The sequence below is a fragment of the Chromatium okenii genome (assembly GCF_016583745.1).
Classification (GTDB): Bacteria; Pseudomonadota; Gammaproteobacteria; order Chromatiales; family Chromatiaceae; genus Chromatium; species Chromatium okenii.
On the sequence record NZ_NRRQ01000008.1, the window covers coordinates 1 to 23,652 of the forward strand.

Genomic DNA, 23,652 nt, shown 5'->3' on the forward strand with positions numbered 1-23,652 from the left:
CAGCAATCCCGCCGGTGAATTGACGCTGCAACTCGATATTTTCGGCTTGGCGCTGACCGGAGTGCGGAAATGATCCGACTGGCGCTGCTGGTGGTGAGCGCAGCATTGATCGCGCTCTTGGGCTGGCAGTGGCGCGAGTGGCCGCCACCAGCGCCAGCCCCGCTCGCGCCAGCAGTCCCGGCACCAGCGCCAGCCGCTGCACCAGAGCCGATTGCACCCGCAGAACCGCTTGATTCTGAGCATTACGCCAGCGTGGTGGAGCGTCCGCTGTTTCGCCCCGACCGCAAGCCGGAGCCGCCGCCAGAAGCTGCGCCCAATGCGCCCGCTGAAACGGTGACGACTGCCGAATTGGAGGCGTTGGATTTGACCGCTGTGGTGTTGACGCCGACGCTGCTGTCGGCCTGGGTGCATGATCCCAGTCAACCGAAACCGCTGCGCTTGCGCCTCGGCGATGATTTGAAAGGCTGGACGGTGGAGCAGATTCTTGAGGATGGGGTGGCGCTGGCGCGAGACGGCGAGGTTTATACCTTGGTGCTGCGCGATTACAGCAAACTGCCTGCGTCGCCACCGCCCGCTGCCCCGCCAGTTCCACCCACGCCGCAACAGGTGCCGCAGCGTCCAGCGCGTGCGCCTGCTGGAATGCCACCACCCCGCGCTGATCGCCGTGCGCCAACCCCGCCGTCGGAGCGTTAATCGCGCTCACGTCTAAATGTTGTTGAGGATCAATGTGATGTCCGTTTTGTTTGCTGCCAACTGCCGCTGGCAACGATATTTCCTGCTCACGGCTGCGGCGCTGGCGCTGACCGCTTGTGAGCGCGGTCAGTGGGATCCGACGCTCAAAATTGGCGAGCCAAAAGGTCATCTCATTGATGCGAAATCCGCGCAGAAATCCGCTGCGTTTCAAGATCGCGGTGGGGTGAATGCGGAGACGATTCCGTTGGGACGCGATGAGACCACGCCCAAAACGGCGGTGGTGCAGGCGGGTAACGGGGTGTTTATGCGCAAGGTGACGCCGCCGCGTGTCGATACGACGCCCGGCGATGTGACGCTGAATTTTGATGGCACCGATCTGCGCGAGGTGGTGAAGGTCGTGCTCGGCGATCTGTTGAAGGTCAATTACACGCTGCATCCGAGTGTGCAGGGTCAGGTCTCGCTGCAAACCGGTCGCCCGCTGCGCCGTGAGCATTTGTTGGCGACGCTGGAGACGTTGCTGCGGATGAATAATGCGGCACTGCTGGCGCGGGGCGGTGAGACCTACGAGGTGGTGCCGCTGACCAATGCGATGTCGGGCAAGGTGCAGACGCAGTTGGGGGAATCGAATCGGGCGCTGCCGTCGGGCTACAGCATTCAGGTGGTGCCGCTGCGCTACATCGGCGCGGAGGAGATGAGCGGGATTTTGCAGCCGCTGGCACCAGAAGGCAGCGTGATTCGTACCGATACGCTGCGCAATTTGCTCTTGATCGCTGGCACCAGCACGGAGATGGGCAATTTGCTGGAGACGATTCGGGTATTTGATGTGGATTGGATGTCGGGGTTGGCGGTCGGTTTGTTTGTGCTTGAGTACGCCAAAGCCAATGACGTGGTGACGCAGTTGCAGGGCTTGCTGACCGATGAGGGCGGTACGAATCCGCTGAAAGGGTTGTTTCGGTTTGTGCCGGTGGAGACGGCCAACGCGCTGCTGGTGGTGTCGCCGCAGGAGCAATACATCCGCCAGATGCAACGCTGGATTGAGCGGCTCGATTTGGCGGAGGCCAGCGGCGATGCGTCAGAACGGCTGTTTGTGTATCGCGTGAAACACGGTGACGCGGAGGCGTTGGCGGGGGTGTTGTCGGAATTGTTTGGCAATGCCGATGACCGCGACCGCAATCAAACCGCTGGCAGCGTTGCGCCGGGTTTGGAACGCGCCAGCATTAAATCGAAAAAGAAAACCGATGGCAGCACGGCTGAGACTGCGTCCAATCAAACCACGCCGCGCACGGCGTCATCACGCGACATCGAAATGTCGTCTAGCGTCAGCATCGTCGCCGATGTGGTGAACAATTCGCTGCTGGTGCGCTCCAATCCGCGTGATTTCAAAAAGATTCTTGATGCGCTCAAACAAGTGGACATCGTGCCGCTGCAAGTGTTGGTGGAGGCGACGATTGTGGAGATCACGCTGGGCGGCAATCTGCAATATGGCGTGCAGTGGGAGCTGTTTGGCAGCAAGTCAAAAGGGCAGAGTCACGTTTCGCTCGACGGCAGTTTGGATGATGCCAAGGTGTCGGGGATTGGCACGACATTTCCGGGCTTCAATTGGGCGGTGATGTCGAATCCGGCGTCGATCCGGGCGACGCTCAGTGCGCTGGCGGGCGAAAATCGCGTCAATGTGCTGTCGTCGCCGTCAATTATGGTGATGGATAATCAAACGGCGAGTATTCAAGTCGGACAAGAAGTGCCGGTGGCGACGACGACGCAGCAAAGTACGGTGACGGATACGGATCGCTTGCTCAGTAGCATTGAATATAAAAAGACCGGCGTGATGCTGAAAGTGAAGCCGCGAGTGACGCCGGGCGGTTTGGTGCAAATGGAGATTGAGCAGGAAGTGAGCACGGTGGCAAAAACCGAAAGTTCGGCGATCAATTCGCCGACGTTTCAAACCCGCAATATCACCAGCTCGGTGGCGGTGCGGTCGAATCAGGCGGTGGTGCTCGGCGGGCTAATTCAGGATCAACGCACCGATGGTCAACAAGGTATTCCGGGGCTGTATCGGTTGCCGGTAATTGGCGGACTATTTGGGGAACGCACCAAAGGCGCAAATCGCACGGAATTGGTGGTGGTTTTGACGCCCAAGGTCATGTCGAGCGATCAAGATATTGAAGCAGTCACTGCGGATTTTCGCAGTAAGGTGCGCGGATTGAAAGCGAAGTTTTAAGCGGAGTTATTGATAAATTTTTTCCGCGCAAAGACTTGTTGACATCAAATAGATGTTGAGTTTTAATTTGATCTCAAGAGAATGGTTTACAGCAATCACTGGCAAATTAACAGTGATACGGAAACTGTTGTATTTGATGGTTGATTTAACATACATGACACAACTGGAGAATCAGAAATGAGTAACGATACGAGTGAAGCAAAAGTAGTTTTCAGTGAAGCAGAAATAGTGTTCATTAAAGAAATGAGATGCAGTGTTACTATTAAAAATCAATGGCGTGTGCCTAGCGTTTTACTATGGGACGACGCAGATGAGGACGGAGATGACGTCGAGCTTGAACTTGGAGATGGATTCGAGGAATCTTATTTATCGGAAATGATATTGAATAGCCCTGTTGCTGTTCTGGTTAGAAGTTACACATACAATGACTTTGGTTCTTACTACACCATGACTGATGGTGTAGAAGAACGAGATATATTATGGAAGTTGCTAAAATTTAATGAGGTTGATTTACCACCCTGCGGTTCAAGTGACCTTGATAGGATGGATTTTGATGTATGGTCGGGATATGCCAATAAATTTACATTTAACGCTCTGAAGTCTAAGGGAAGTCCAGCTGATTCATCAAGATCGCCTGACCATATAATTGCAATAACGGAAGAGAATGTTGCTTTAATCAATTCCATATTTAAAACTCAGGTACAACCGATACATGACTCTATTTGTTTAAATTGTTCACACTCTTTGTCAGAGTTTGAGTTGGATTATTTGTTGTTGATGAATGAGAGAGATGATGATGATTCTTTGTATTACTATGGAGACGAATGTCCTGAAGAAGCAAAAGAACTGACCATGAAAGAAATGATTGAGTTACTTCAGGTTCCGTCTGTTCCATCTAGTTTCGGTGTATTCGTATTCGGAAACACTTGTGACAAATTCGATGATGATGTGTTCGAAGAATTATTAGATGAATATTCTGAGAAAATAGTATCTGAGGATAAGGATGAACAATACAAACAATATGCACGATTGCACGATTTACGTGCATTAACAAGCCTTAAAAAGGTACTTGAGGACAATCGTGAAGCATTAGGAATCGTTTCTGAGTTAGAAGATGTCGGAAACAAACTTGTTGACGAGTACTACATTGGATTTGTTTTCAACTCCACAGGCTCGCTAGAAAACTTAGATGATATTTTTTTGAAAATATCATTTAACTTTTCCAGACTTTACGTCTATGACTTTACACACAAAATAAGGCAAGGCTATAGCGAAGGTGAATATGATACTGGCTCGCTTTCATATAGAAGAAATGACTATGACTATTATTCTGCCTACGAGGGAGATGTTGCTCAGTTATTCGACGTTCTAAAAAATTAGGCATTGAGATTGAGTAAAAAGGTTGCTGATCGCCGGATAGAATACTTTGATGCAGCGGAATTATTTTCAGAAGGTTTATGCGGTAGATGATTTGCTTGATGCAGATTGGAAAGATCGACTAACAAAAATTGAGATTCTTTCAAGGCATCATCACTTCATCCCCACAATAACCTTCTCTTTGTCCGATGCTGAACACAAATTAACCTATCAACAAGTGAGACTTTCACGAAAGTCTTGGACAACAGAAGCGTTACCCTATCTGTTAACGTGTTTGGCGAGCGATCTTGATGAACTTTCTGTCACCGGGTTTATACACGGTGACATTAACTTCAAAAATGTACTTTTTGATGGAAGTTCATTTAGACTAATTGATTTAGAACCTTCATTGCGACAACGGAAGTTAGGAAGGGAAACGCTGATGTACACCCCGCCCTATATTTCACTTAACGATTATCAGCGTCAAAAATTGAGTCAGTTGACTGATAAGATTGGGTTTTATTTTTTATGCGTTAGATTGAGCGGAGGTATTGATAAATTTTCTCCGCGCAAAGAAATGAAACAGATACACGCTGGTCACAGCGTTTTTAGTGCGTATGCAAAAATAGCAGAATGCGCACTAAACGAATTAACCTATAAAGACATTCTGACACTAAAACGTTGATTTGACAGTGCGCCAGTAAACAACGTTCATCCTAAACCCTGCATCACAACTGAAGTTGTGTTTTTCACCTTAAATCTTCAATTGGACTGGCTGATCTGTCGTTTGCCGCAGCAAAATTGCTTGCGTCGCGGCTGCCACCACCGCAACGTCGCCGCGAGCTAATTCGCGCCCGTCGTCGAGCACTAACACTTGATCCACCCAATCTAGTCCTGCCGGTCGATGCGTAATCAACAGCACCGTCCGCCCCCGCATCAGGTGATCTAACGCAACCATCAATTCCCGCTCGGTGGTCGCATCTAAACCTTCCGTCGGCTCATCCAGCAGCACAATCGGCGCATCTTTTAACAAAGCACGCGCCACTGCGATCCGGCGTCCTTGCCCACCCGATAACCGCACTCCAGTCTCACCGACCCAGGTGTCATAACCGTCAGGCAAGGCCGCGATGAAATCGTGAATCTGGGCGACGCGGCAGGCAGCTTCGAGCGCGGCGGGCATCGCGGCTGGTTGCGCCAGCAAAAGGTTGTCGCGGATGGTGGCGTCAAATAAATGGGTGTGTTGACTGACCACTGCGAGGTATTGCCGCAGGTCATCGCCATGAAAGTCCAGAACATCGTGCCCACCAAGGCGCACGGTGCCACTGTCGGCCGCCCAAAAGCGCAGCAGCAAATTGAATAACGTACTTTTGCCCGCTCCGGTCGCGCCGATCACCGCAGCGCGGCTGCCGTGCGGGATGTGCAGGCTGAGGTCGCTCACCGCAGCGCGGTTGGCGTGGGGATAACGGAAGGTGACGTGCTCAAAGCTGAGATCAAAGCGTTGCGGTTGCGGCGAGGGCTGCGACGGCGCGGCAACGGCTGGCGCGGTGTCGATGATTTCAAACAGACGGCGAGCCGCAGCGACGCTGCGTCCGAGCAGTTGCAACGCTTGCGGCAGCGGGATGATGGCTTCAAAACTGGCTAAGGTGAACACGGCCAATAAGGCGAGTTGCGGCGGAGCCAGTGCGCCGCTGCGCACGAGCGGGATTGCGATCCACAGCACTGCGCAGAGGCTGAGACCGGCGCTGAGACTGACTGCCGCTTGCGTGATCCCGCGATCGCTGCTGAACCGCGCTTGGGCGTTGATCAGATGCCGACTCAACGCATCAAGCTGGTTGGCGTGGCGGGCGCTGGCACCATACACGCTCAATTCTGCCATCCCTTGCACGCCGTCAAGCACGGTGCGGCGCAGGGCGCTTTCTTCGTCGATGAGACGTTGTCCGAGTGCTTGTCCCCGCGCTTGCGCCCACCACGGCACCGCGACGCCTGCCAGCAGGTAACAAGTCAGGGCGCTGAGTGCCAGCAGCGGGTCAACGCTGAACAAGAGTCCCGTGAATAACAGAATGCTGATGGCGGCTACCAGCACCGGTACGACGATGCGGACGTAAACGGTATCGAGGGCGTCAATGTCGGCGCGGATGCGGCTGTGTAAATCGCCGCTGTGATAGTTCTGCAAACAGGCTGGCGCGAGCGGTTCTAAATGACGATAAAACCATACCCGCAGGCTGGCGAGCAGCCGCAAAGTGGCTTCATGCGTAATCAGGCGCTCGGCGTAACGTCCGCCGGTGCGCAACAGGGCGCTGCCCCGGATCAGCGCGGCGGGGACGAAATAATTCATCGCTACTCCCGCTGCTCCGGCGGTGGCCATCGCTGCGAGAAACCAGCTCGCTGCCGCCATTAACATCACGTTTGACAGCAGAGTGAGCGTCGCTGCCGCCGTGCCCAGCAGCATCCAGAGTCGATACGGACGAAATAGCACCCAGAGCCGTTTTAATTCAGTCATTTTAGGTTCCAATCCGCAAAAAACTGCGTTGATGAGCGCGGTGACAATTTTAACATGGCAATAAAAAAGGCTTGCACACGGTGCAAGCCTTTAGCGTAATTTGGCGCTCCCTAGGGGATTCGAACCCCTGTTGCCGACGTGAGAGGCCAGTGTCCTAACCACTAGACGAAGGGAGCGTTAAGGTAGTGAAGGATGCGATAATATACGCACATGACGCCGCTTCACAAGCGGCGACGCGCTGAAACCACCCATTCACGGCGGCATTCACGTTGACATTGGCATCTTCCAATGTGACTCCACAGCGTTGCCGCACTGCTTCAAGGAACCCGCTCGACACAAACCTCATGCAGGCATTCGATTCCCACTCGACAGGCACGATCCAACCCGTGATCGTCCCGCGTCCACAACATCACCTCTCCCGCGCCAATATCAGCGACAACGCGCTGAAAGTGTTGTATCGCTTGCGGCAGGAGAATTTCCAAGCCCATTTAGTCGGCGGCGGCGTCCGCGATTTGCTGCTCGGTCACGAGCCCAAAGATTTTGATATTGCCACTGATGCCACGCCAGAACAGGTGCGGCAGGTGTTCCGCAACTGTCGCCTGATTGGGCGCCGCTTTCGGCTGGCGCATGTGCATTTTGGCGCGGACATCGTGGAAGTAGCGACCTTTCGCGGCTGCGATGTCGATGCGGATCCGCTGGATCGGCGGCTCGAAAATGGTCGCATCGTGCGCGACAACATTTACGGCACCATCGCAGAAGACGCGCTGCGGCGCGATTTCACCATTAACGCGCTGTATTACGACATCGCCGATTTTTCGCTGGTGGATTACGTCGGCGGACTCGCGGATTTACAGGCAGGCGTGGTGCGCTTGATCGGCGATCCTGAGCAACGCTATCGAGAAGACCCAGTGCGAATGCTGCGGGCGGTGCGCTTTGCCTGCAAACTGGGTTTTATGATTGAACCGGCAACCGAGCGCCCACTCTTTAGTCTCGGCCCCTTGCTGGCGGACATTTCGCCAGCGCGATTGTTTGATGAAGTGCTCAAACTCTTTCAATCCGGTTATGGCTTAGAAGTGTTTGAAAAGCTGCGCCATTACCAACTGTTTGGGCAATTGCTGCCAGACACGGAACGCTGTCTCGCGCACGAAGAACACGGCTTTCCGCTCACTTTCGTGAGTCGCGGCTTAGACAATACCGATCAACGCCTCCGCGCTCGTAAACCCGTCGCATCAGCATTTTTATTTGCCGTCCTGTTATGGGAACCGGTGCGGCAGCGGGCAGAACAGTTGCAAAACAATGGTTTAGCGTCACTCGATGCGATCTTGCTGGCATCAAGCGAAGTCTGTCAGCGCCAGCAACGGCTGATCGCCATTCCCAAACGCTATTCGCTGCCGATGCGGGATATTTGGGCGCTGCAACCGCGCTTTGAACACCGCGACAGCAAACGCCCCTACCGCTTGCTGACACATCCGCGCTTCCGGGCAGCGTATGATTTTCTGGTGCTGCGGGCGGAAGCAGGCGAGGCGGAGTCCGAATTAGCGGAATGGTGGACGCGCTTTCAAGCTGCCAGCGCCAGCGAACGCAACAATATGATCACGGGAAGTGGCGCTGCCAAACGCCGCCGTCGCCCTCGTCCCCGCCGTCGCCCCGCGCCAGCGGCACTGAAAACTGACAACTGACCACTCAAAACAAACAACCGGAGAGCGTTGCCGAATGTCCACTGCGCCCGTTTCCGTCACGACGCTGACCGCGCTCAAAGCGCGTGGCGAGCGCATCGTGTGCCTGACCTGTTATGACGCCAGCTTCGCGCATCTGCTGGATGCCGCTGGGATTGAGGTGCTGCTGGTAGGCGACTCGCTCGGCATGGTGCTGCAAGGTCACGCCACCACCGTGCCGGTGACGCTAGAACACATGACGTATCACAGCGCCTGCGTTGCTCGCGGACGCACCCGCGCACTCGTCATTGCCGACCTGCCGTTTTTAACCTACGCCACGCCAGAGCAGGCGTTGGTCAGCGCAGCGCGACTGATGCAAGAAGGCGGTGCCCACATGGTCAAATTAGAAGGCGGCACCCCGTTGGTGCCGACCGTGCGGCGCTTAACAGAACAGGGCGTGCCGGTCTGCGCCCATCTCGGTTTATTACCGCAATCGGTGCATCGGCTCGGCGGGTATCGCTTCCAAGGGCGCGATCCAGTGTCTTCCGAAGCCATTCGCCACGACGCGCTGGCGCTGCAAACAGCCGGCGCCAGCCTGCTGGTGTTGGAATGCGTCCCGGCGGCGCTGGCGCAAGACATCAGCGCCAGCTTAACGATTCCGGTGATCGGCATCGGCGCAGGTGCGGGCTGCGATGGTCAGGTGCTGGTGCTGCACGATTTACTCGGTCTCAACGCCGGACGTCCGCCGAGCTTCAGCCGCAATTTTCTGACTGGACACGCCTCCATCGCCGCTGCCGTGACCGCTTATGCCGCCGCCGTGCGCGACGGAAGTTTTCCAGCAGCGGCGGAAACGCCATATTGACGCGGGAACAGCGCCATGCTCCATCTCACCCAACTTGCTGAATTACGCGCCACACTTGCCATCTGGCGCAGTGCCGGTGAACGCATCGCGCTGGTGCCGACGATGGGCAATCTCCATCGCGGACATTTGGCGCTGGTGGAAGCAGCGCAGCGCCACGCCGCGCACGTCGTCGTCAGCATCTTTGTCAATCCGCTGCAATTCGGCGTGGGCGAAGATTTAGCGGCTTATCCGCGCACCTTGGCGGAAGACCAGCGCCACTTGGAGACCAGCGGCTGCGCGTTGTTATTTGCGCCAGCGGTGGCGGAGATGTACCCGCACGGGCAGGCAGCGCAGACGCGGCTTGAAGTCCCTGATTTATCAACGCAATTGTGCGGCGCGAGCCGTCCCTGGCATTTTGCGGGCGTAGCGACGGTTGTGTGCAAACTGTTCAACATGGTGCAGCCCGACGTGGCGCTGTTTGGCGAGAAAGATTTCCAGCAACTGCTGGTCATTCGCCGCTTTGTGCGCGACTTAAATCTGCCGCTGGAAATCATCGGGCTGCCGACGGTGCGCGAAGCCGACGGCTTGGCGCTGAGTTCGCGCAACAGTTATCTGTCACCCGCCGAACGCGCCCGCGCCCCGCTGCTGTATCAAACGTTGACGACCGCCGCGCAATCATTGCAATCCGGCGCAGCGGTGGCGGCGGTGGAGCAGGCGGCAGTGCTGGCGCTACAAGCGGCTGATTTCAAACCAGATTATGTGGCAGTGCGACGGGCGGCTGATCTTGCGCCGGTCACGGCAGCGGATGAAGACTTGGTGGTGCTCGCTGCCGCGCAGTTGGGGCGCACGCGCTTGATTGATAACGTGCGGGTGACGCGCTGATGCTGCATTGCAACATCGACTGCGCTAAACTGCGCACCGAGTAGAAGTGAATAAAAGAAACGTGGTTTTTTAATTCAGGTTCGAGCGGCTTTTAATGGAGATGAATGAGAGATGTATTTAACGCTGCTAAAGTGCAAGCTGCATCGGGCCTGCGTGACACATTCCGAAGTGAATTATGAGGGATCGTGCGCAATTGATGATGAATTGCTCGCGCTGGCGGGCATTCGGGAATATGAACAAATCCAGATTTATAACGTCACAAATGGCGCACGCTTGACCACTTATGCCATTCGCGCTGAAGCCGGTTCGCGGGTGATTTCAGTGAATGGCGCGGCCGCACATCGTGCCGCGCCCGGTGATCGCATCATCATCTGTGCGTATGTGAATTTGACCGAGGTTGAAGCGGAGATTTTCCAACCGGCGTTGGTGTATCTCGATGAAGACAATCGCGTCACTCGCACCAGTGCCGCGATTCCTGTCCAAATGGCTTGAGTTGCTCAGGCTGACGCGGCGTGGAGACGGTTGTGGCGCTCGGCGCTGGCGTCGGCATACAGGCGCAGATATTGCCGCGCACTCGCTTCCCAACTGAAATCCTGCGCCATGCCGGTGGTGGCCAAGCGCCGCCAGCCGTCTGGCTCCTCCCGATACAACCGCAGTGCTTGCCAGATGGTGGCAAGCAACGCCTGCGGCTGGAGTTCATCCACTAAAAATCCGGTGGCGCGACCTTGCGCCAGCGTTTCCGGGGTGCTGTTGACGACGGTGTCTGCCAGCCCGCCGGTGCGGTGAACGATGGGCACGGTGCCGTAGCGCAGGCTGTAAATCTGGTTGAGTCCGCACGGCTCGAACCGCGATGGCATTAAAAACACGTCGCAGCCAGCTTCAATCCGGTGCGCTCGCACCTCGTCATAGCCAATGAACACGCCCATTTGACGCGGATATTGGGCGGCGAACTCGCGCAGCGCCTGTTCAATCGGGCGTTCACCGGCGGCGACGATCATCACTTGAATGCGCGGATCGCGCAGCACTTCCGGCAAAATCGCCAGAATTAAATCGACGCCTTTTTGTTCCACCAAGCGCCCGATGTAGCCGATGACGAAGGCATCTTCGTTGCGCGGCAAGCCAAAATCACGTTGTAAATCAATTTTATTGTCTGCTTTGAGCGCGAACTGGTCGCGGTCGTAGTGGTGCGCGATGAGCGGATCGCTGGCGGGATTCCACACGTCGTAGTCGATGCCGTTGAGAATGCCGCTAAACCGCCCGCCGATCTGCCGCAATAATCCATCTAAACCGCAGCCAAAACGCGGGGTGCGGACTTCGGCGGCATAAGTGGGGCTGACGGTGTTGACGCGGTCGGAGAAGACGATCCCGCCTTTAATGAACGAGAGGCGTTGATGAAACTCCAGCCCGGACAGCGTCCACAACGCCGCTGGCAGCCCGATCCGGTCATAGGTGGCGCGATCAAACAGCCCTTGATAAGCGAGATTGTGAATGGTGAACACGGTCGCCGGGCGCTGCGGCGTCTCTTGCAACAGCGCGGGGGCAAGTCCGGTTTGCCAATCGTTGCCGTGCAGCACGTCTGGCTGCCATTTGAGCGCCGGTAATCCTTGCGCCAGCAGCGCCACGACGCGGCAAAACAGCAAAAAGCGTTCGGCGTTATCGCCCCAATCGCGCCCGCTCAAATCGGTATACGGATTGCCTTCGCGGGTGAACGATTCCGGCGCATCAACCAAATAAATCGGCAAATCGTGATCGGGATGCAGCCCGGCGAGAATCCGCACCGCCACTCGGCAGCCGGGCATTTGTAGTTCGCACACGGGCTGCGCGGCGCGTAATTGCCGCATGGCGCGAGGATAGCCGGGCATAATCAACCGCGCATCGCACCCCAACTGGCGCAGCGCGGCCGGTAAACTGGCGGCAACATCCGCCAAACCGCCGGTTTTAATCAGCGGGTGCGCCTCGCTGCTGGCGACGAGAACACGCAATCCCGGCGGAGTGGGGGAAGTGGGCGAGGATGACAATGACTGCTCCATGACGAGTCCTTGAAAACGGGCGGCGACATTAAATTGAATTGACGGCAGTGCGCGGTCAAATGCGTGAAAATACGGTGTTCACGTTAGCACAGTTTGTCTGCTTTACGGCAGGCTGGTACCGCTGTTGGCAATGAATGATGCACGGATTTTGTACTCCATAATTCACCTCATGGCAGCGCCGCTTTATGCGCATATTAAATGCAGGCAGGGTGTCGATTGACTGAATTAAATATGCAAGCTGCGGCGCTTTCGTATCGGTTATTTTATATGATGAAACCAGCGACTTATCTCATTATATTCAGCGCATTTGTTTTATGCAGTGGACATCATGCGCTGGTGGCGGCTGATGACACATTTTATCTCAATGGTGAATTCAGCACCGGTCAAGATTCTAATCCGGCGCAAACTGCAAAAGCACACGCGCTTAATTTTGCCGATGTGATATTGAATGCTGCCCAACACCTGCGTTTGACCTCTGCCACTGTGACGGTGGGGCTGGATGGTTGGTACCGCGATTATGCAGCGACTGACGCGCTGTCACGCCTGACGCTGCATACCGATTGGGAGCGCGAGCTGGCGCACGGTGCGGGGTTGCTGACCGTTGCGCTGGCGGCAGCGGCGTATCGTGACAGCCTCGTGCCGCCTGATGAACGTGACGAGCTGGCGGCGACGGTGCGTTATGACCACACGCTCACGGCGCGTACTGCGGTGGCAGTGACGGGTGAAACGCGCCAGCTTGCTTATCTTCATGCAGCGGAACTGTGGGCAGGTCGTCCCGGTTCTGAACCGCGCAATGCGTCAGAAATGACGCGCCAGCGCCAACCCGCCACCGCGCCACCGCCCCCACCACCGCGCTCTGCCACCAACCAACAACGCACCGATTGGCGCAACAGTGTGGCGCTGGATGTGAGTCATCATTGGTCGCCCACTCACGCCTCAGTGCTGACTTTGACTGCTGCTCGCAACGCTTCGCCGGTGATTAGTGAGCGGTACGCGCAGCGCGGCATCGGTGCGGAGATGCGCTGGGAACCGCTGGCGCAGTGGGCGCTGACGTTCAATTTGCAATGGTCGCAGCTCCGGTATGACCGTGCCCCGCGCCAGCAAGAGCGGACGGATGAGCAACACGCAGTCGGAGTGGTGGTGCTGCGCCGTCTGCGTTGGCAATCACGCGATCAAGGCACTTGGTTTTGTCGCGTTGATTGGCTGGACAGCGCCTCAACGCGAGATGAGCACAGCTTCCAGCAACAGATCACGAGCTGCGGGTTAGGGTGGACATTTTGAGGTGCCGCGCTGCGCCGAGTGGATTGATGCTGATGCTGGCGCTGCTGTTGGCGACGGCTCCCGCCATGGCTGCTGAATTGGAGCCGGTGCTGGCGCGGATTCTCGCCATTGAACCTGAGCAGGTGACGGTGACGGTGCCCAATGCGGATGCGGCGACCGCGCCAACGGTGCTGAAGATCAGGCTGGAGGCGACGACGCTGGCGCCGGAGTTAGCGCCCGGCAGCTTGGTGCGGTTGTGGCCAAGTGCGGCGGGCACAACTGCGGGAGCACGTTTGATGCCGCTGGAGCGCGGGATGGCAACGGATCGTACTGGCGTGAGAGCGCGGTTACAGCGGGGCGTGCCGCGCCCACCGGGAGGACGACGTGTTGGACGTTGATTTTTCGACGCAGCGGCGGGTGCCGTCACTGTGGCTGGGGCATCTGTTGGTTTTTGGGCTGCTGTTTGCGCTGGTTGTGAGTTGGTTTTTCGTGCAAACCCGCCAAGCACAGCAGGTGTTTTTGGAGGATGCCAGCACGCGAGCGCGGCTGTTGACGGATGCGGTGCTGTTACACACGCAGGGCGCGGTGTTGGCGGAACAGGTGCTGGCGGATATTTTGACGCGCTTTCTCGGCAATTCCGCCCGCTTTGTCATGTATTTGGACGGCGTTGCGCCTTTTCGGGCGGATGAGTTGACCGCCTTTGCGGAGGAGGCGGGATTGTCAGTGATTCATCTGATTCGGGCGGAAGATGTCGTGCAGGGCCCGCCGGGGTGGCAACCGTCAGCACCGCTGGATTGTCAGCGTTTAGAGCAACTCATTCGTCTGCCGGAGGTGCATACGATTGTGTTTGGCGTAGCGGCACCACCAGGCTGCGTGTTGGTGGGTTTGGATAGCCGCCACACGGAAGCATTGGAGGCGGCAATTGGGTTGCCCAGTGCGTTGGCGGCAGTGGCGCAATTGCCGGGCGTGGTCAAGGTGCAATTGGCAGGCACCCCGCGGGCGCTGACCATTCCGCCAGCGCCACTGCCGCCGATCACGATGCGGCAATTGGCGGACGGGCGGACGGTTGCTCACGCCGTCGCTGCCGTCGCGGGAACCGAGCTGATGCTTGATTTAGATGCCGGCTCTTTGTTGACGATGCGACGGCGGCTGTGGTGGCAATTTCTGGGATTCATGCTGGCGCTGGGCAGCGCGGCGGGCGTGGGTGGCTGGTTGTTATATCGCCATCAACGCGGACACGAGCGGCAGCGGTTGGCGTATGAGCGGCAGTTGTCGCGCCAGCGCGAGGAGGCGAGTTTGGGACGGGCGGCGGCGGCGATTGCGCACGAAATCCGCAATCCGCTCAATGCGATGGCGATGGGTTTGCAGCGGCTGCAATGGGAAGCCGATGGATTGCAGCCAGAACATCGGCGCTTGTTGGAGATCGTGCTGGCGGCGGTGGAACGCACCAATAAAACGGTGACCGGATTGCTTGATTACGCCCGTCCGTTGCGTCCGCAGGTGCAGCGGCTGGCGCTGGACGTGGTGGTGCGTGAACAGGTGAGCTTGTATCAGCATCAAATTGAGCTGCAAGCAACGGCGCTGCATGTGCGGTTGCAGCCGCACACTTGGATCAATGGCGATCCCGATTTATTGCGGCAGGTGCTGGATAATTTGCTGCGCAATGCGCTGGAGACGGCGGCAGTTGGGGTGCTGGAAATTGAGGTGAGCCGCGTTGCTGACAGCGCGTTATTGCGCCTCAGCAATGACGGTTTGGAGCTGGCGGCGTCCGAGGTGGAGAACATTTTGGAGCCTTGGTTCACGACGAAACCGCTGGGCACGGGGCTGGGGATGGCGATCTCGCAGCGAATTATCACGGCGCACGGTGGGCAGTTGACGTTGACGGTGCCGCAGCCGGGGCGCTTGTGTGTGGCGGTGGCGCTGCGGGCGGCGACCGCACAATCAACCGCATTGGGCACAAAAAAAGCGGCTGCGCATGATCGCTAACCGCTTGAATGTATATTTGATTTGGTGCGCCCTGCGCGACTCGAACGCGCGACCACCTAATTAAAAGTCAGATGCTCTACCAACTGAGCTAAGGGCGCTAAAGATCGCGTATTGTAGTGTGCTCTCGATTTTATTCAAGCGGCGTTACCGTGATTCGCCACTTTACGCGCTGATGTCGCCATCTTACCGCAGGTCATTTTCATGCTTGACTCAATTGCCAATGGTTTGCTCGCCACCTTGGGACGCTTTGATGACGCACTGCTCGTCATCGGCGGCTTCTCCGTTTTATTGTTTGGCATATTCATCAGTGCTTTGATTTTGATCGCATTACGGCGAGCAGAAGCCTTTTATCATCACGCCCCCACGCTGCTGACCACCTTTGGCATTCTCGGCACCTTTCTCGGTATTTCGACCGGATTGCTGCATTTTGACGTGAACAACATTGAGGCCAGTATTCCGCTGCTGCTCAACGGGCTGAAAATGGCGTTTATCACCAGTATCACCGGCATTTTTTTAGCGGTGATTTTGCGTTTGACGCTGGTGTTGGGGCCAGAACGCAGCGGCGCGGCATCTGCGGCACCCGCCGGCAGTCCAATTGGCACGCTGCTGCCGGAAGAATTGACCCCGGCGCTGGTGCTGCAACATCAAGTGATGATGGCGGATGCGCAGTTGGCGGCGACGCAGCAAATGGTGGAGCAAATCGCGCAACTCGACGCCCATCTGGTGCAAACGCTCGAGCAGCACCACGCGCAACAATTGGCGGCATTTCAACAATTTGCCCAACAATTGAGTGAAGTCGGATCGCGCCAGCTCATCGTCGCGCTCGAGGCAGTGATCCGCGATTTCAACACCAATCTTGGTGCGCAATTTGGTGAAAATTTCCGGCGGCTGGATGCAGCGGTGGAGAAGTTGCTGCAATGGCAGGAACACTATCGGCAGCATTTGGAAACGCTCGGGCAGCAATTGGATCACGCTCTCAGCGGCGTCACCCAGTCGGAAGCCAGTTTGCACGCGCTCACGGAACAAACGCGGCACATCTCGCGTTATATCGAAGATCAACATCACACGATGAGCGAGCTGCGGCGTGAAAGCATCGCGTTGGAAGCGTTGCTGTCCAGCATTGCCCAATTGCGCGACCGCGCAGATGCGGCGTTTCCGGCGGTGGATCAGCGGCTGAAACAGATGCTCGATAGCATTGAAACGGCGGTGATTTCGGCGCTGACCGCGCAGCAACGTCTCAGCGGCACGCGCCCGTCTGAACTGACCACGGGGAATCCGCTATGACTGCGCCATCGCGCCGCCCGTCCGCGTCGCCAGAGGATGAATTTCACTGGATCGCATTATCGGATTTGATGTCTTCGCTGATGATGATTTTTCTATTTTTGGCGCTGCTGTATATGTTGCAAATTAAACAAAATCATGCAGTTGTCGCAGAAGTACGCATGACGGCAGTGGAGGCGCGGCGGGCGATTTATCAGGCATTGGAGCAGGAGTTTCAAGCGGATTTGCGGCGCTGGAATGCGGAGTTTGATCAAACGACGTTGACGCTGCGCTTTCGAGAGCCAGATGTGTTGTTTGATCGCAATTCGGCGCGGATTAAGCCGGAATTTGAAGCGATCCTGCGGGATTTCTTACCGCGTTACGTCGCGCAGTTGCGCCGATTTCAGGACGTGATTCGGGAAATTCGCATTGAAGGACACACGTCGAGCGAGTGGAATCTCGGCAGTAGCGCGGTGGAGGCGTACTTTGCCAACATGGAATTGAGTCAACAGCGCACGCAGGCGGTGTTGCGTTTTGCCTACGGTTTGGAGCCGTTGCAGGCGGAGCAGTGGTTTCGACAGCGCATCGCGGCGGTGGGGTTGTCATCTTCGCGGCTGATTCGAGATGCGGCGGGGCGCGAGCTGCCGGCGGCGTCGCGGCGGGTGGAATTTAGCGTGTTGACGGATTTTGAAGCGCGGTTGCTGGCACCTATTCCGGCGGCGGTTGATTCACGTTAATTTGAGTTGTCAGTAAAAAACACGGTTGTCGCTGACAATTGACAACTCAAAAAACTGCATTTGATTTTGATTAAATAACCCATTGGCGAATGAAATAAGGTAATGAACGCATTTATTCCCGGACAACGGTGGTTGAGTACGACCCAAAGCGAACTCGGTTTGGGTGTGGTGGAAGCGGTGGAAGGGCGACATGTGCGCATTGCTTTTCCCGCCAGCGGTGAAACGCGCCTGTATGCGATGGCACAAGCGCCGCTGGCGCGGGTGGAATTGCACGTCGGCGAGCGCATCCGCGACCGCAGCGGGCAGTCGTTGCGGGTGATTGGCAGCCGCGCCAGCGCCGGTCTCATCACCTACGAGTGTGAAACGCTGGATGGGCAAACCTGCGCGGTGCCGGAAACGGCGCTTGATGATCGCTTGCAGCTCAATCGTCCGCAGCAGCGGCTGCTGGCGGGGCGGGTGGATGCCGCGCACTGGTTGCGGCTGCGGCATCAGACGTGGTTGCAGGGAATGCGCGAGGCGCAGTCGCCAACGCTGGGGCTGCTCGGAGCGCGTGTCGCGTTGATTCCGCATCAATTGAGCGTAGCGGCGGAAGTGGCGGGACGTGAAGCGCCGCGAGTGCTGTTGGCGGATGAAGTCGGGCTGGGTAAAACCATTGAAGCTGGCTTGATTTTGCAGCGGCTGCTGTTGACCGGACAGGCGCAGCGCGTGTTGATCGTGACGCCGGAACCACTGCTGCATCAGTGGCTGGTGGAATTGCGCCGCCGTTTTAATTTGCGCTTTGCGTTATTTGACGATGAGCGCGTCGATTTAACTTTTGGCGGCAATCCGTTTCAAGACGAGCAGCAGGTGTTGTGCAGTTTGGACGTGTTGCTCGCCAGCCCGGCGATTCAACGCGCTGCGCTCGCCGGACAGTGGGATGTGCTGGTGGTTGATGAAGCGCATCACCTCGGCTGGTCGCCCACTGCCGTCAGCGCCGAATATGCCTTGATTGCGGCGTTGGCAGAACGCACGCCCAGCGTGTTGCTGTTGACGGCGACACCAGAACAGCTCGGACGCGCCGGGCATTTCGGTCGGCTGCGGTTGCTTGATCCGGCGCGGTTTCACGATTTAGCGGCATTTGAAGCGGAAACAGCGGGTTATGCACCAGTTGCGCAGTTGGCGACGCGCTTATTGGACGACCAACCGCTGACGGCGGCAGATCAAACCTTGCTGCAAACGCTGCTGGATGACAGCGCACAACTGCCCCGCGCCAGCGTGATTGCGCGACTGCTGGATCGTCACGGCACCGGGCGCGTGTTATTTCGCAACACTCGCGCTGCGATTCACGGCTTCCCCGAACGCCAATTGCTGGCGTATCCGCTGCCGGCGCTCACTGCATCTGACGCCGCCGCGCCAGCGTCATTTGACACTGATCCGCGCCTCAATTGGCTAATTACGACGCTGCGCGAGCTGCGCCCGGCGAAGGTGCTGCTGATTTGCGCTCACGCGCAGACCGTGTTGGAACTACGCGAAGCGCTGCGCCAACGCGCTGGCATTCATGCCGCCGTTTTTCACGAGCACATGGACATCGTTGAGCGGGATCGCGCTGCGGCATATTTCGCCGCCGTTGAGGATGGCACCCAGATTTTGCTGTGCTCAGAAATCGGCAGCGAAGGGCGGAATTTCCAATTCGTTCATCACCTTGTGCTGTTTGATTTGCCGCTGGAGCCAGATGTGTTGGAACAGCGGATCGGTCGCCTTGATCGCATTGGACAAACCGAAACCATCCGTCTGCACGTTCCGTATCGCGTCGGCACCGCTGACGCTGTGCTGTTCCGCTGGTACGCCGAAGGGTTGAGTGCGTTTAACGCGATTTGTCCCGCCGCCGCCGGCGTTTATGCGCAGCTCAAACCGCAATTGCTCGCAGCACTCGCTGATCCAAGTCTGACCGATGGGCTGATTGCGGAGGCGCAACGATTGACGGCGCAACTCAACGCTGAACTCGCCGCCGGACGTGATCGCCTGCTGGAGCTGCATTCGCATCATCCGCAACGCGCCGCCGCGCTGATCGCAGCGTTGGAAGAACGCGACGCCAGCGGCGAAGTGGCGGCGTATATGCAGCAGTTTTGGGATGCGTTTGGAGTCGATTTTGAAGACGGCAGCGGCAGCGCGGTGGTGGTGCGCCCCGGCACGGAAATGCTGCACGACAGCTTCCCGCAGTTGCCAGAAGATGGATTGACAGCAACGTTTATCCGCGCAGCGGCGCTGGCGCATGAAGACCACGCCTTTTTGACGTGGGAACATCCGATGGTGCGCGAGGCGATGGAATTGCTGACCGCCTCCGATCTCGGCGCAGCGGCAATCACTTTGGTGCGCAACGGGCGCTTTGGACAACCGACGCTGTTGCTGGAATTGCTCTACATCGTGGAATGTCTCGCGCCGCCAGCATTGCACGTTGGGCGCTTTTTACCGCCGACGGTGGTGCGACTGGTGCTCAATGCAGCGGGTGAGGAAGTGACGGCGGAGTTTGCGCCAGATGCGCTGGATGGCGAGTGCCTGAGTCATAACGCGGAATTGGTGGAGACGGTCATCACCTCGCAGCGCAGTCGTTTGCTGCCGCTGTTTGAGCAGGGCGAACGGCTGGCGCACGCGGCGCTGGGCGCGTTGACCGCGACGGCGCAGACCGAGCTGCATACGCAGCTCGGCGCGGAGGTGGAGCGGTTGACGACGCTGGCGCTGGTCAATCCGACGGTGCGGGCGGATGAAATTGGGCGATTGCAGCACCGCCGGGCGCAGCTCACGCTGGCATTGACGCGAGCGGAGGTGCGATTGGATGCGGTGCGGCTGGTGGTGATGATGTGATGGTTATGGCGCGACGGGGTGGCGCAAATTGCGCAGCAGTTGCCATTGAAAGCGCAGTTGCTGGTGCGCCCAAGGCGAGAAACGCGGCAATTGATACGAATCGCAGTCGGCGGTTGCGGCACCCCAAGCGGTTGACACGGCACCGGCAAATCCCAACTCGCGCACGGTATCAACATCGCGCTGGGTGTAATCGCTGCCGGGTTTGCCATTCGGATAGGCAAACAGCGGGATGTCAGTGTCCAGCAAGTGCTCCAGCCGCGTTTTGCCCCGCGCAATGTCAGCTTTAGCGTCAGCGGCGGTGAGCGTGGCGAGAATGGGATGGCTGGCGGTGTGCGCTCCGATGTCCATGCCGCTGCGGTGCAGAGTGCGCAATTGGGCGCTGGTGAGCATCAAATGATCCGGCAGCGGTTCGGAAGTCAGCCGCGCTGCGAGGGCGGCAACGCGGGTTGTGCGGGCGGGTTGTGGAAGATATTTGAGCTGCGACAAGAGGTTAGCAATTGCTTGCTGCCGCTTATTTAATGATGTTAAATCGACGGAATTGAGACTAAGATCACACAAATCGTAGTGGGTTGCGGGGGCACGGCGCACCGCTTCAATGACGGTATCATTAAACATGCGCCCGCCGTCGAGATAATCGGTCGCAATAAAACAGGTGGCAGGCATAGAATGGCGCTGCAATACGGGTAACGCCTGAATGAGGTTGTCGGCATAACCATCATCAAAAGTAATACACGCGGTGCGTGCTGGCAGAGTGCCATTTTTGAGTTTTTCAAGTGCTTTATTTAATGGCAACACATGAAACAGCGGGGCGAGCCACCTGAGTTGTTGATCGAACGCAATCACGTCAGGAATGTCGGGTTGCAGCGGGTCTGGTGCAGCGAGAACGCGATGGTAGATTAGAATAGTTAAGCGTCCGCGTATTCCGGCGGGCGATAACAAATGGGTTGCAAAACGCAGTAAAGATGAAGACATGTTGATAACCGATGTGACAATAATGAGCAATGATAACTGTTGGTTAGAACGATGACGAGCGTTCGCCGTGCTTTAGCGCTTTCCCTTATTGAGCGTTATTTGCTTATTGTTATTTCCCTGCTGTCAAATATCTTACTTGCTCGTTTATTAACTCCAGAAGAAATTGGTCTTTATTCAGTCAGTCTTGCCGTGATTGGTATTGCTCAAGTTTTACGGGATTTTGGGGTGGGTAATTATCTTATCCAAGAGAAAAATCTCACTGAAGCGCATATCCGCACCGCCTTTGGATTTACATTAGTTATTGGTGTTGTTTTATTTTTTGTTACTTTTTTTGTTGCACCATCAGTTGCTCAATTTTATAACGACATGCGAATTGCGCAGACCATGCGTATTAGTTCGTTAAACTTTTTGGTGATGCCATTTTGTACGATTTCGCTATCGTTATTGCGACGCGATATGGCTTTCAAGCAAATCATGGTTGTTTCACTACTCGCAGCATTTGTTGGTTTTTGTGTCACCGTTAGCTTGGCGTATGCAGGATTTGGTGCAAATAGTATAGCGGTTGGTGCAGTCGCTACGAATATCGCTACTGGCATTACTGCTTGGCTTGTGAGAAGCAAACGGCAGTTGTTGCTGCCTAGTTTTTCTGAATGGCATGTCATTTTGAACTTTGGTGGGCAAAATACACTTGCGGGAATTGTTACCACCATTGCAATGGATATTAACGATCTCGCTTTGGGTAAAATTCTTGGCTTTGCTCCCGTAGCTATGTACAGCCGTGCTCAAGGATTGATGAATCTGTTTCATCGAGATGTGATGACGGCGGTTAAAGGTGTTGCTTTTCCTGCCTTTGCTAAGGCGCATCGTGATGGTGAATCACTTGAAGAAAATTACATTAAAAGCGTAACCGTAGTGACTGTTATTGCTTGGCCATTTTATGGGTTCACCGCGTTGTATGCACTGGAACTCTTACGTTTGTTATTTGGATCACAATGGGATGAAGCAGCACCACTTGTTCCTATATTCTGTTTGGCGGGAGCTGTTGTGGTGACATCGAGCTTAGTTTTAAGTGCAATTATGGCAACTGGTCGAATTGATTTAGTTACTAAATCAGAACTGATTTTTCAACCGTTACGCGCCTTGCTTGTTGTTGGTAGCGCAGTTATTTATAAATCATTATTCGCTTGTGCAGTAGCTTATTTAGTTGCTTTTACGATTCATCCACTGTTACTATACACATTTAAGGCACGTTGTATTCCAAATAACTACCAAAGTCTGTTATCAAATCTCTGGTTGAGCGCAAAGGTAACGCTTTTTGCCCTGACCTTACCTATTATTTTATCTATTCATGCAGGTTTTGATCGTGACGTTCCAGTGGGTTATCCTGTACTGATAACTGCCACTGCAGCATGTCTTTTGTGTTGGTTTGTAACCTTATTTATTCTTAAGCATCCTTTAATAAACGATCCTTTATTTAAACAATTTCGTGTATTAGGATCATGATAAAATGAAAATCATCAGTGAAAACCGATTACGCAGAATCTGGCATCGCCTTTTTCCTGTATTGAATAAAAAGTTTATTATTATCAATATCAACTATATGGGTCTTGGCAATCGACTAAAGTTACTAGCCTCATATCATGCTAATTATGGATTAGACGATGTTACCCTCCTCTGGAATCAGCGTGGTTGGGTGAACTGCCGATTGTCAGACATTATCCACATTGATGGTGTTAAAAACTTCAAAGAGTACTCGATGCCTCTAAACGGGTTTCTCCCGCCGATCATCACACATCCTGAAAAGAAAACATTTCGTGAGCGAGCATATTGGCGCTTTGATATTGATGATGACTTATCCGATGAATTTTTAATTACGCGCTGGGGAAAGACATTTCCTGCAATTGATTTTTGTTTTGAACGAACGCCGCAAAAATATCTTGACCGTTATCTCGCATTTTTTGCAATGCTGAAACCTTCAGATGCAGTTCAAAAACGCATTATAGAAATGCAATTAACCCACAATGATGTATGCGTTCAGGTTCGCAATACGACTGATCCGAAAGACCATCCAAACGTCCCCAAACTAGAATCAATTGTCGAACACATGCGTATATTTCCAAGTAATACGCGATTCTTTATTTCGACAATGGATCGATCAATTTCCAATTTCTTTTATGATGCGTTGCCGAATCGTATCCTTGAACTTCCTAACAAAAATTACCGTTCAATGATCGATGCAACTGCCGATCTTTACTTATTGTCAAAGGGTGAACACTTAATTTTTCCAAATGGCAGTACTTTTGGTGAGGTTTCTTGGTGGCTCGGTGGTGGGCGGCAAAAAGTCACTGTGATGCCAGCAGAAATTATTATGACTCCCTCCTCTTAATCATCTTTTAAGATTTACGTTCAGAGCGGTCTTAA

Annotated in this window: 19 protein-coding genes and 2 tRNA genes; 16 read left to right on the forward strand and 5 right to left on the reverse strand. The window is 55.5% G+C overall.

Features of this window, described 5'->3' with window-relative positions; translation table 11 throughout:
• Window positions 1-105 precede the first annotated feature (105 nt).
• From CKO12_RS04280 to CKO12_RS04295, 4 genes are all read left to right on the forward strand, one after another.
• Window positions 106-693, forward strand: a complete 588-nt coding sequence (locus CKO12_RS04280) for a hypothetical protein (RefSeq protein ID WP_242466202.1) — start codon at window positions 106-108, stop codon at window positions 691-693.
• Window positions 694-730: 37 nt separating this feature from the next.
• On the forward strand, window positions 731-2,911 hold the full coding sequence (gene gspD / locus CKO12_RS04285) for a type II secretion system secretin GspD (RefSeq protein ID WP_200153503.1): 2,181 nt from the start codon (window positions 731-733) through the stop codon (window positions 2,909-2,911).
• A 177-nt stretch (window positions 2,912-3,088) separates the two neighbouring features.
• Window positions 3,089-4,291 carry a hypothetical protein gene (locus tag CKO12_RS04290; RefSeq protein WP_200153504.1) on the forward strand — a complete coding sequence of 401 codons (1,203 nt, stop codon included), beginning with the start codon at window positions 3,089-3,091 and terminating at the stop codon, window positions 4,289-4,291.
• 49 nt (window positions 4,292-4,340) lie between these two features.
• Window positions 4,341-4,952, forward strand: coding sequence for a hypothetical protein (locus CKO12_RS04295; protein WP_200153505.1), 612 nt, complete (start codon window positions 4,341-4,343; stop codon window positions 4,950-4,952).
• A 69-nt stretch (window positions 4,953-5,021) separates the two neighbouring features.
• Here the strand turns inward: CKO12_RS04295 and cydC are convergent, their stop codons facing one another.
• A complete protein-coding gene (gene cydC, locus CKO12_RS04300) occupies window positions 5,022-6,767 on the reverse strand; it encodes a thiol reductant ABC exporter subunit CydC (protein ID WP_200153506.1) in 1,746 nt (581 codons plus the stop codon).
• A gap of 101 nt (window positions 6,768-6,868) precedes the next feature.
• A tRNA-Glu gene (locus tag CKO12_RS04305) sits at window positions 6,869-6,943 on the reverse strand.
• Window positions 6,944-7,111: 168 nt separating this feature from the next.
• Here CKO12_RS04305 and pcnB point away from each other — a divergent pair.
• The 4 genes from pcnB (at window position 7,112) to panD (ending at window position 10,637) form a co-directional block, all read left to right on the forward strand.
• Complete coding sequence (pcnB, locus tag CKO12_RS04310; RefSeq protein ID WP_200153507.1) at window positions 7,112-8,446, forward strand: polynucleotide adenylyltransferase PcnB; 1,335 nt, start codon at window positions 7,112-7,114, stop codon at window positions 8,444-8,446.
• A 34-nt stretch (window positions 8,447-8,480) separates the two neighbouring features.
• Window positions 8,481-9,284 carry a 3-methyl-2-oxobutanoate hydroxymethyltransferase gene (gene panB / locus CKO12_RS04315; RefSeq protein ID WP_200153508.1) on the forward strand — a complete coding sequence of 268 codons (804 nt, stop codon included), beginning with the start codon at window positions 8,481-8,483 and terminating at the stop codon, window positions 9,282-9,284.
• A gap of 15 nt (window positions 9,285-9,299) precedes the next feature.
• A complete protein-coding gene (gene panC / locus CKO12_RS04320) occupies window positions 9,300-10,145 on the forward strand; it encodes a pantoate--beta-alanine ligase (protein WP_200153509.1) in 846 nt (281 codons plus the stop codon).
• A 111-nt stretch (window positions 10,146-10,256) separates the two neighbouring features.
• Entirely contained in the window at window positions 10,257-10,637 is a 381-nt protein-coding gene (panD, locus tag CKO12_RS04325; protein ID WP_200153510.1) for an aspartate 1-decarboxylase, read from the forward strand.
• Window positions 10,638-10,642: 5 nt separating this feature from the next.
• On the opposite strand, the gene glgA is transcribed toward panD, so the two are convergent.
• Complete coding sequence (gene glgA, locus CKO12_RS04330; protein ID WP_200153511.1) at window positions 10,643-12,175, reverse strand: glycogen synthase GlgA; 1,533 nt, start codon at window positions 12,173-12,175, stop codon at window positions 10,643-10,645.
• A gap of 216 nt (window positions 12,176-12,391) precedes the next feature.
• Between glgA and CKO12_RS04335 the strand changes: the two genes are divergently transcribed.
• From CKO12_RS04335 to CKO12_RS04345, 3 genes are read left to right on the forward strand one after another with little or no spacing between them, the layout of a single operon-like run.
• Complete coding sequence (locus tag CKO12_RS04335; protein WP_200153512.1) at window positions 12,392-13,456, forward strand: surface lipoprotein assembly modifier; 1,065 nt, start codon at window positions 12,392-12,394, stop codon at window positions 13,454-13,456.
• Entirely contained in the window at window positions 13,444-13,833 is a 390-nt protein-coding gene (locus CKO12_RS04340; RefSeq protein WP_200153513.1) for a hypothetical protein, read from the forward strand. The genes CKO12_RS04335 and CKO12_RS04340 overlap by 13 nt, the downstream gene beginning before the upstream one ends.
• Window positions 13,820-15,421: a sensor histidine kinase gene (locus CKO12_RS04345; RefSeq protein ID WP_338032693.1), complete on the forward strand. Its 1,602-nt coding sequence runs from the start codon at window positions 13,820-13,822 to the stop codon at window positions 15,419-15,421. Before CKO12_RS04340 ends, CKO12_RS04345 begins: the two co-directional genes overlap by 14 nt.
• Window positions 15,422-15,443: 22 nt before the next feature.
• Here CKO12_RS04345 and CKO12_RS04350 read toward each other — a convergent pair.
• Window positions 15,444-15,519 (reverse strand) — tRNA-Lys (locus CKO12_RS04350).
• Between the two features lie 103 nt (window positions 15,520-15,622).
• Here CKO12_RS04350 and CKO12_RS04355 point away from each other — a divergent pair.
• The 3 genes from CKO12_RS04355 (at window position 15,623) to rapA (ending at window position 20,259) form a co-directional block, all read left to right on the forward strand.
• Window positions 15,623-16,705 (forward strand): hypothetical protein, encoded by a 1,083-nt coding sequence (locus CKO12_RS04355; protein WP_200153515.1) that lies wholly within the window; start codon window positions 15,623-15,625, stop codon window positions 16,703-16,705.
• A complete protein-coding gene (locus tag CKO12_RS04360; protein WP_200153516.1) occupies window positions 16,702-17,418 on the forward strand; it encodes an OmpA/MotB family protein in 717 nt (238 codons plus the stop codon). The genes CKO12_RS04355 and CKO12_RS04360 overlap by 4 nt, the downstream gene beginning before the upstream one ends.
• 102 nt (window positions 17,419-17,520) lie before the next feature.
• Window positions 17,521-20,259 (forward strand): RNA polymerase-associated protein RapA, encoded by a 2,739-nt coding sequence (rapA, locus tag CKO12_RS04365; protein WP_200153517.1) that lies wholly within the window; start codon window positions 17,521-17,523, stop codon window positions 20,257-20,259.
• A 3-nt stretch (window positions 20,260-20,262) separates the two neighbouring features.
• On the opposite strand, the gene CKO12_RS04370 is transcribed toward rapA, so the two are convergent.
• Window positions 20,263-21,231: a polysaccharide deacetylase family protein gene (locus CKO12_RS04370; protein ID WP_200153518.1), complete on the reverse strand. Its 969-nt coding sequence runs from the start codon at window positions 21,229-21,231 to the stop codon at window positions 20,263-20,265.
• 51 nt (window positions 21,232-21,282) lie between these two features.
• Here CKO12_RS04370 and CKO12_RS04375 point away from each other — a divergent pair, with 51 nt between their 5' ends.
• On the forward strand, window positions 21,283-22,734 hold the full coding sequence (locus CKO12_RS04375; RefSeq protein WP_200153519.1) for a lipopolysaccharide biosynthesis protein: 1,452 nt from the start codon (window positions 21,283-21,285) through the stop codon (window positions 22,732-22,734).
• Window positions 22,735-22,738: 4 nt separating this feature from the next.
• Window positions 22,739-23,617, forward strand: a complete 879-nt coding sequence (locus CKO12_RS04380) for an O-fucosyltransferase family protein (RefSeq protein ID WP_200153520.1) — start codon at window positions 22,739-22,741, stop codon at window positions 23,615-23,617.
• Window positions 23,618-23,652 lie beyond the last annotated feature (35 nt).

Coding starts and splice junctions, on each gene's coding strand:
- gspD (WP_200153503.1), top strand. CDS start 731: ATGTCCGTTTTGTTTGCTGCCAACTGCCGCTGGCAACGATATTTCCTG.
- CKO12_RS04290 (WP_200153504.1), top strand. CDS start 3,089: ATGAGTAACGATACGAGTGAAGCAAAAGTAGTTTTCAGTGAAGCAGAA.
- CKO12_RS04295 (WP_200153505.1), top strand. CDS start 4,341: ATGCAGCGGAATTATTTTCAGAAGGTTTATGCGGTAGATGATTTGCTT.
- cydC (WP_200153506.1), bottom strand. CDS start 6,767: ATGACTGAATTAAAACGGCTCTGGGTGCTATTTCGTCCGTATCGACTC.
- pcnB (WP_200153507.1), top strand. CDS start 7,112: ATGCAGGCATTCGATTCCCACTCGACAGGCACGATCCAACCCGTGATC.
- panB (WP_200153508.1), top strand. CDS start 8,481: ATGTCCACTGCGCCCGTTTCCGTCACGACGCTGACCGCGCTCAAAGCG.
- panC (WP_200153509.1), top strand. CDS start 9,300: ATGCTCCATCTCACCCAACTTGCTGAATTACGCGCCACACTTGCCATC.
- panD (WP_200153510.1), top strand. CDS start 10,257: ATGTATTTAACGCTGCTAAAGTGCAAGCTGCATCGGGCCTGCGTGACA.
- glgA (WP_200153511.1), bottom strand. CDS start 12,175: ATGGAGCAGTCATTGTCATCCTCGCCCACTTCCCCCACTCCGCCGGGA.
- CKO12_RS04355 (WP_200153515.1), top strand. CDS start 15,623: ATGCTTGACTCAATTGCCAATGGTTTGCTCGCCACCTTGGGACGCTTT.
- CKO12_RS04360 (WP_200153516.1), top strand. CDS start 16,702: ATGACTGCGCCATCGCGCCGCCCGTCCGCGTCGCCAGAGGATGAATTT.
- rapA (WP_200153517.1), top strand. CDS start 17,521: ATGAACGCATTTATTCCCGGACAACGGTGGTTGAGTACGACCCAAAGC.
- CKO12_RS04370 (WP_200153518.1), bottom strand. CDS start 21,231: ATGTCTTCATCTTTACTGCGTTTTGCAACCCATTTGTTATCGCCCGCC.
- CKO12_RS04375 (WP_200153519.1), top strand. CDS start 21,283: ATGACGAGCGTTCGCCGTGCTTTAGCGCTTTCCCTTATTGAGCGTTAT.
- CKO12_RS04380 (WP_200153520.1), top strand. CDS start 22,739: ATGAAAATCATCAGTGAAAACCGATTACGCAGAATCTGGCATCGCCTT.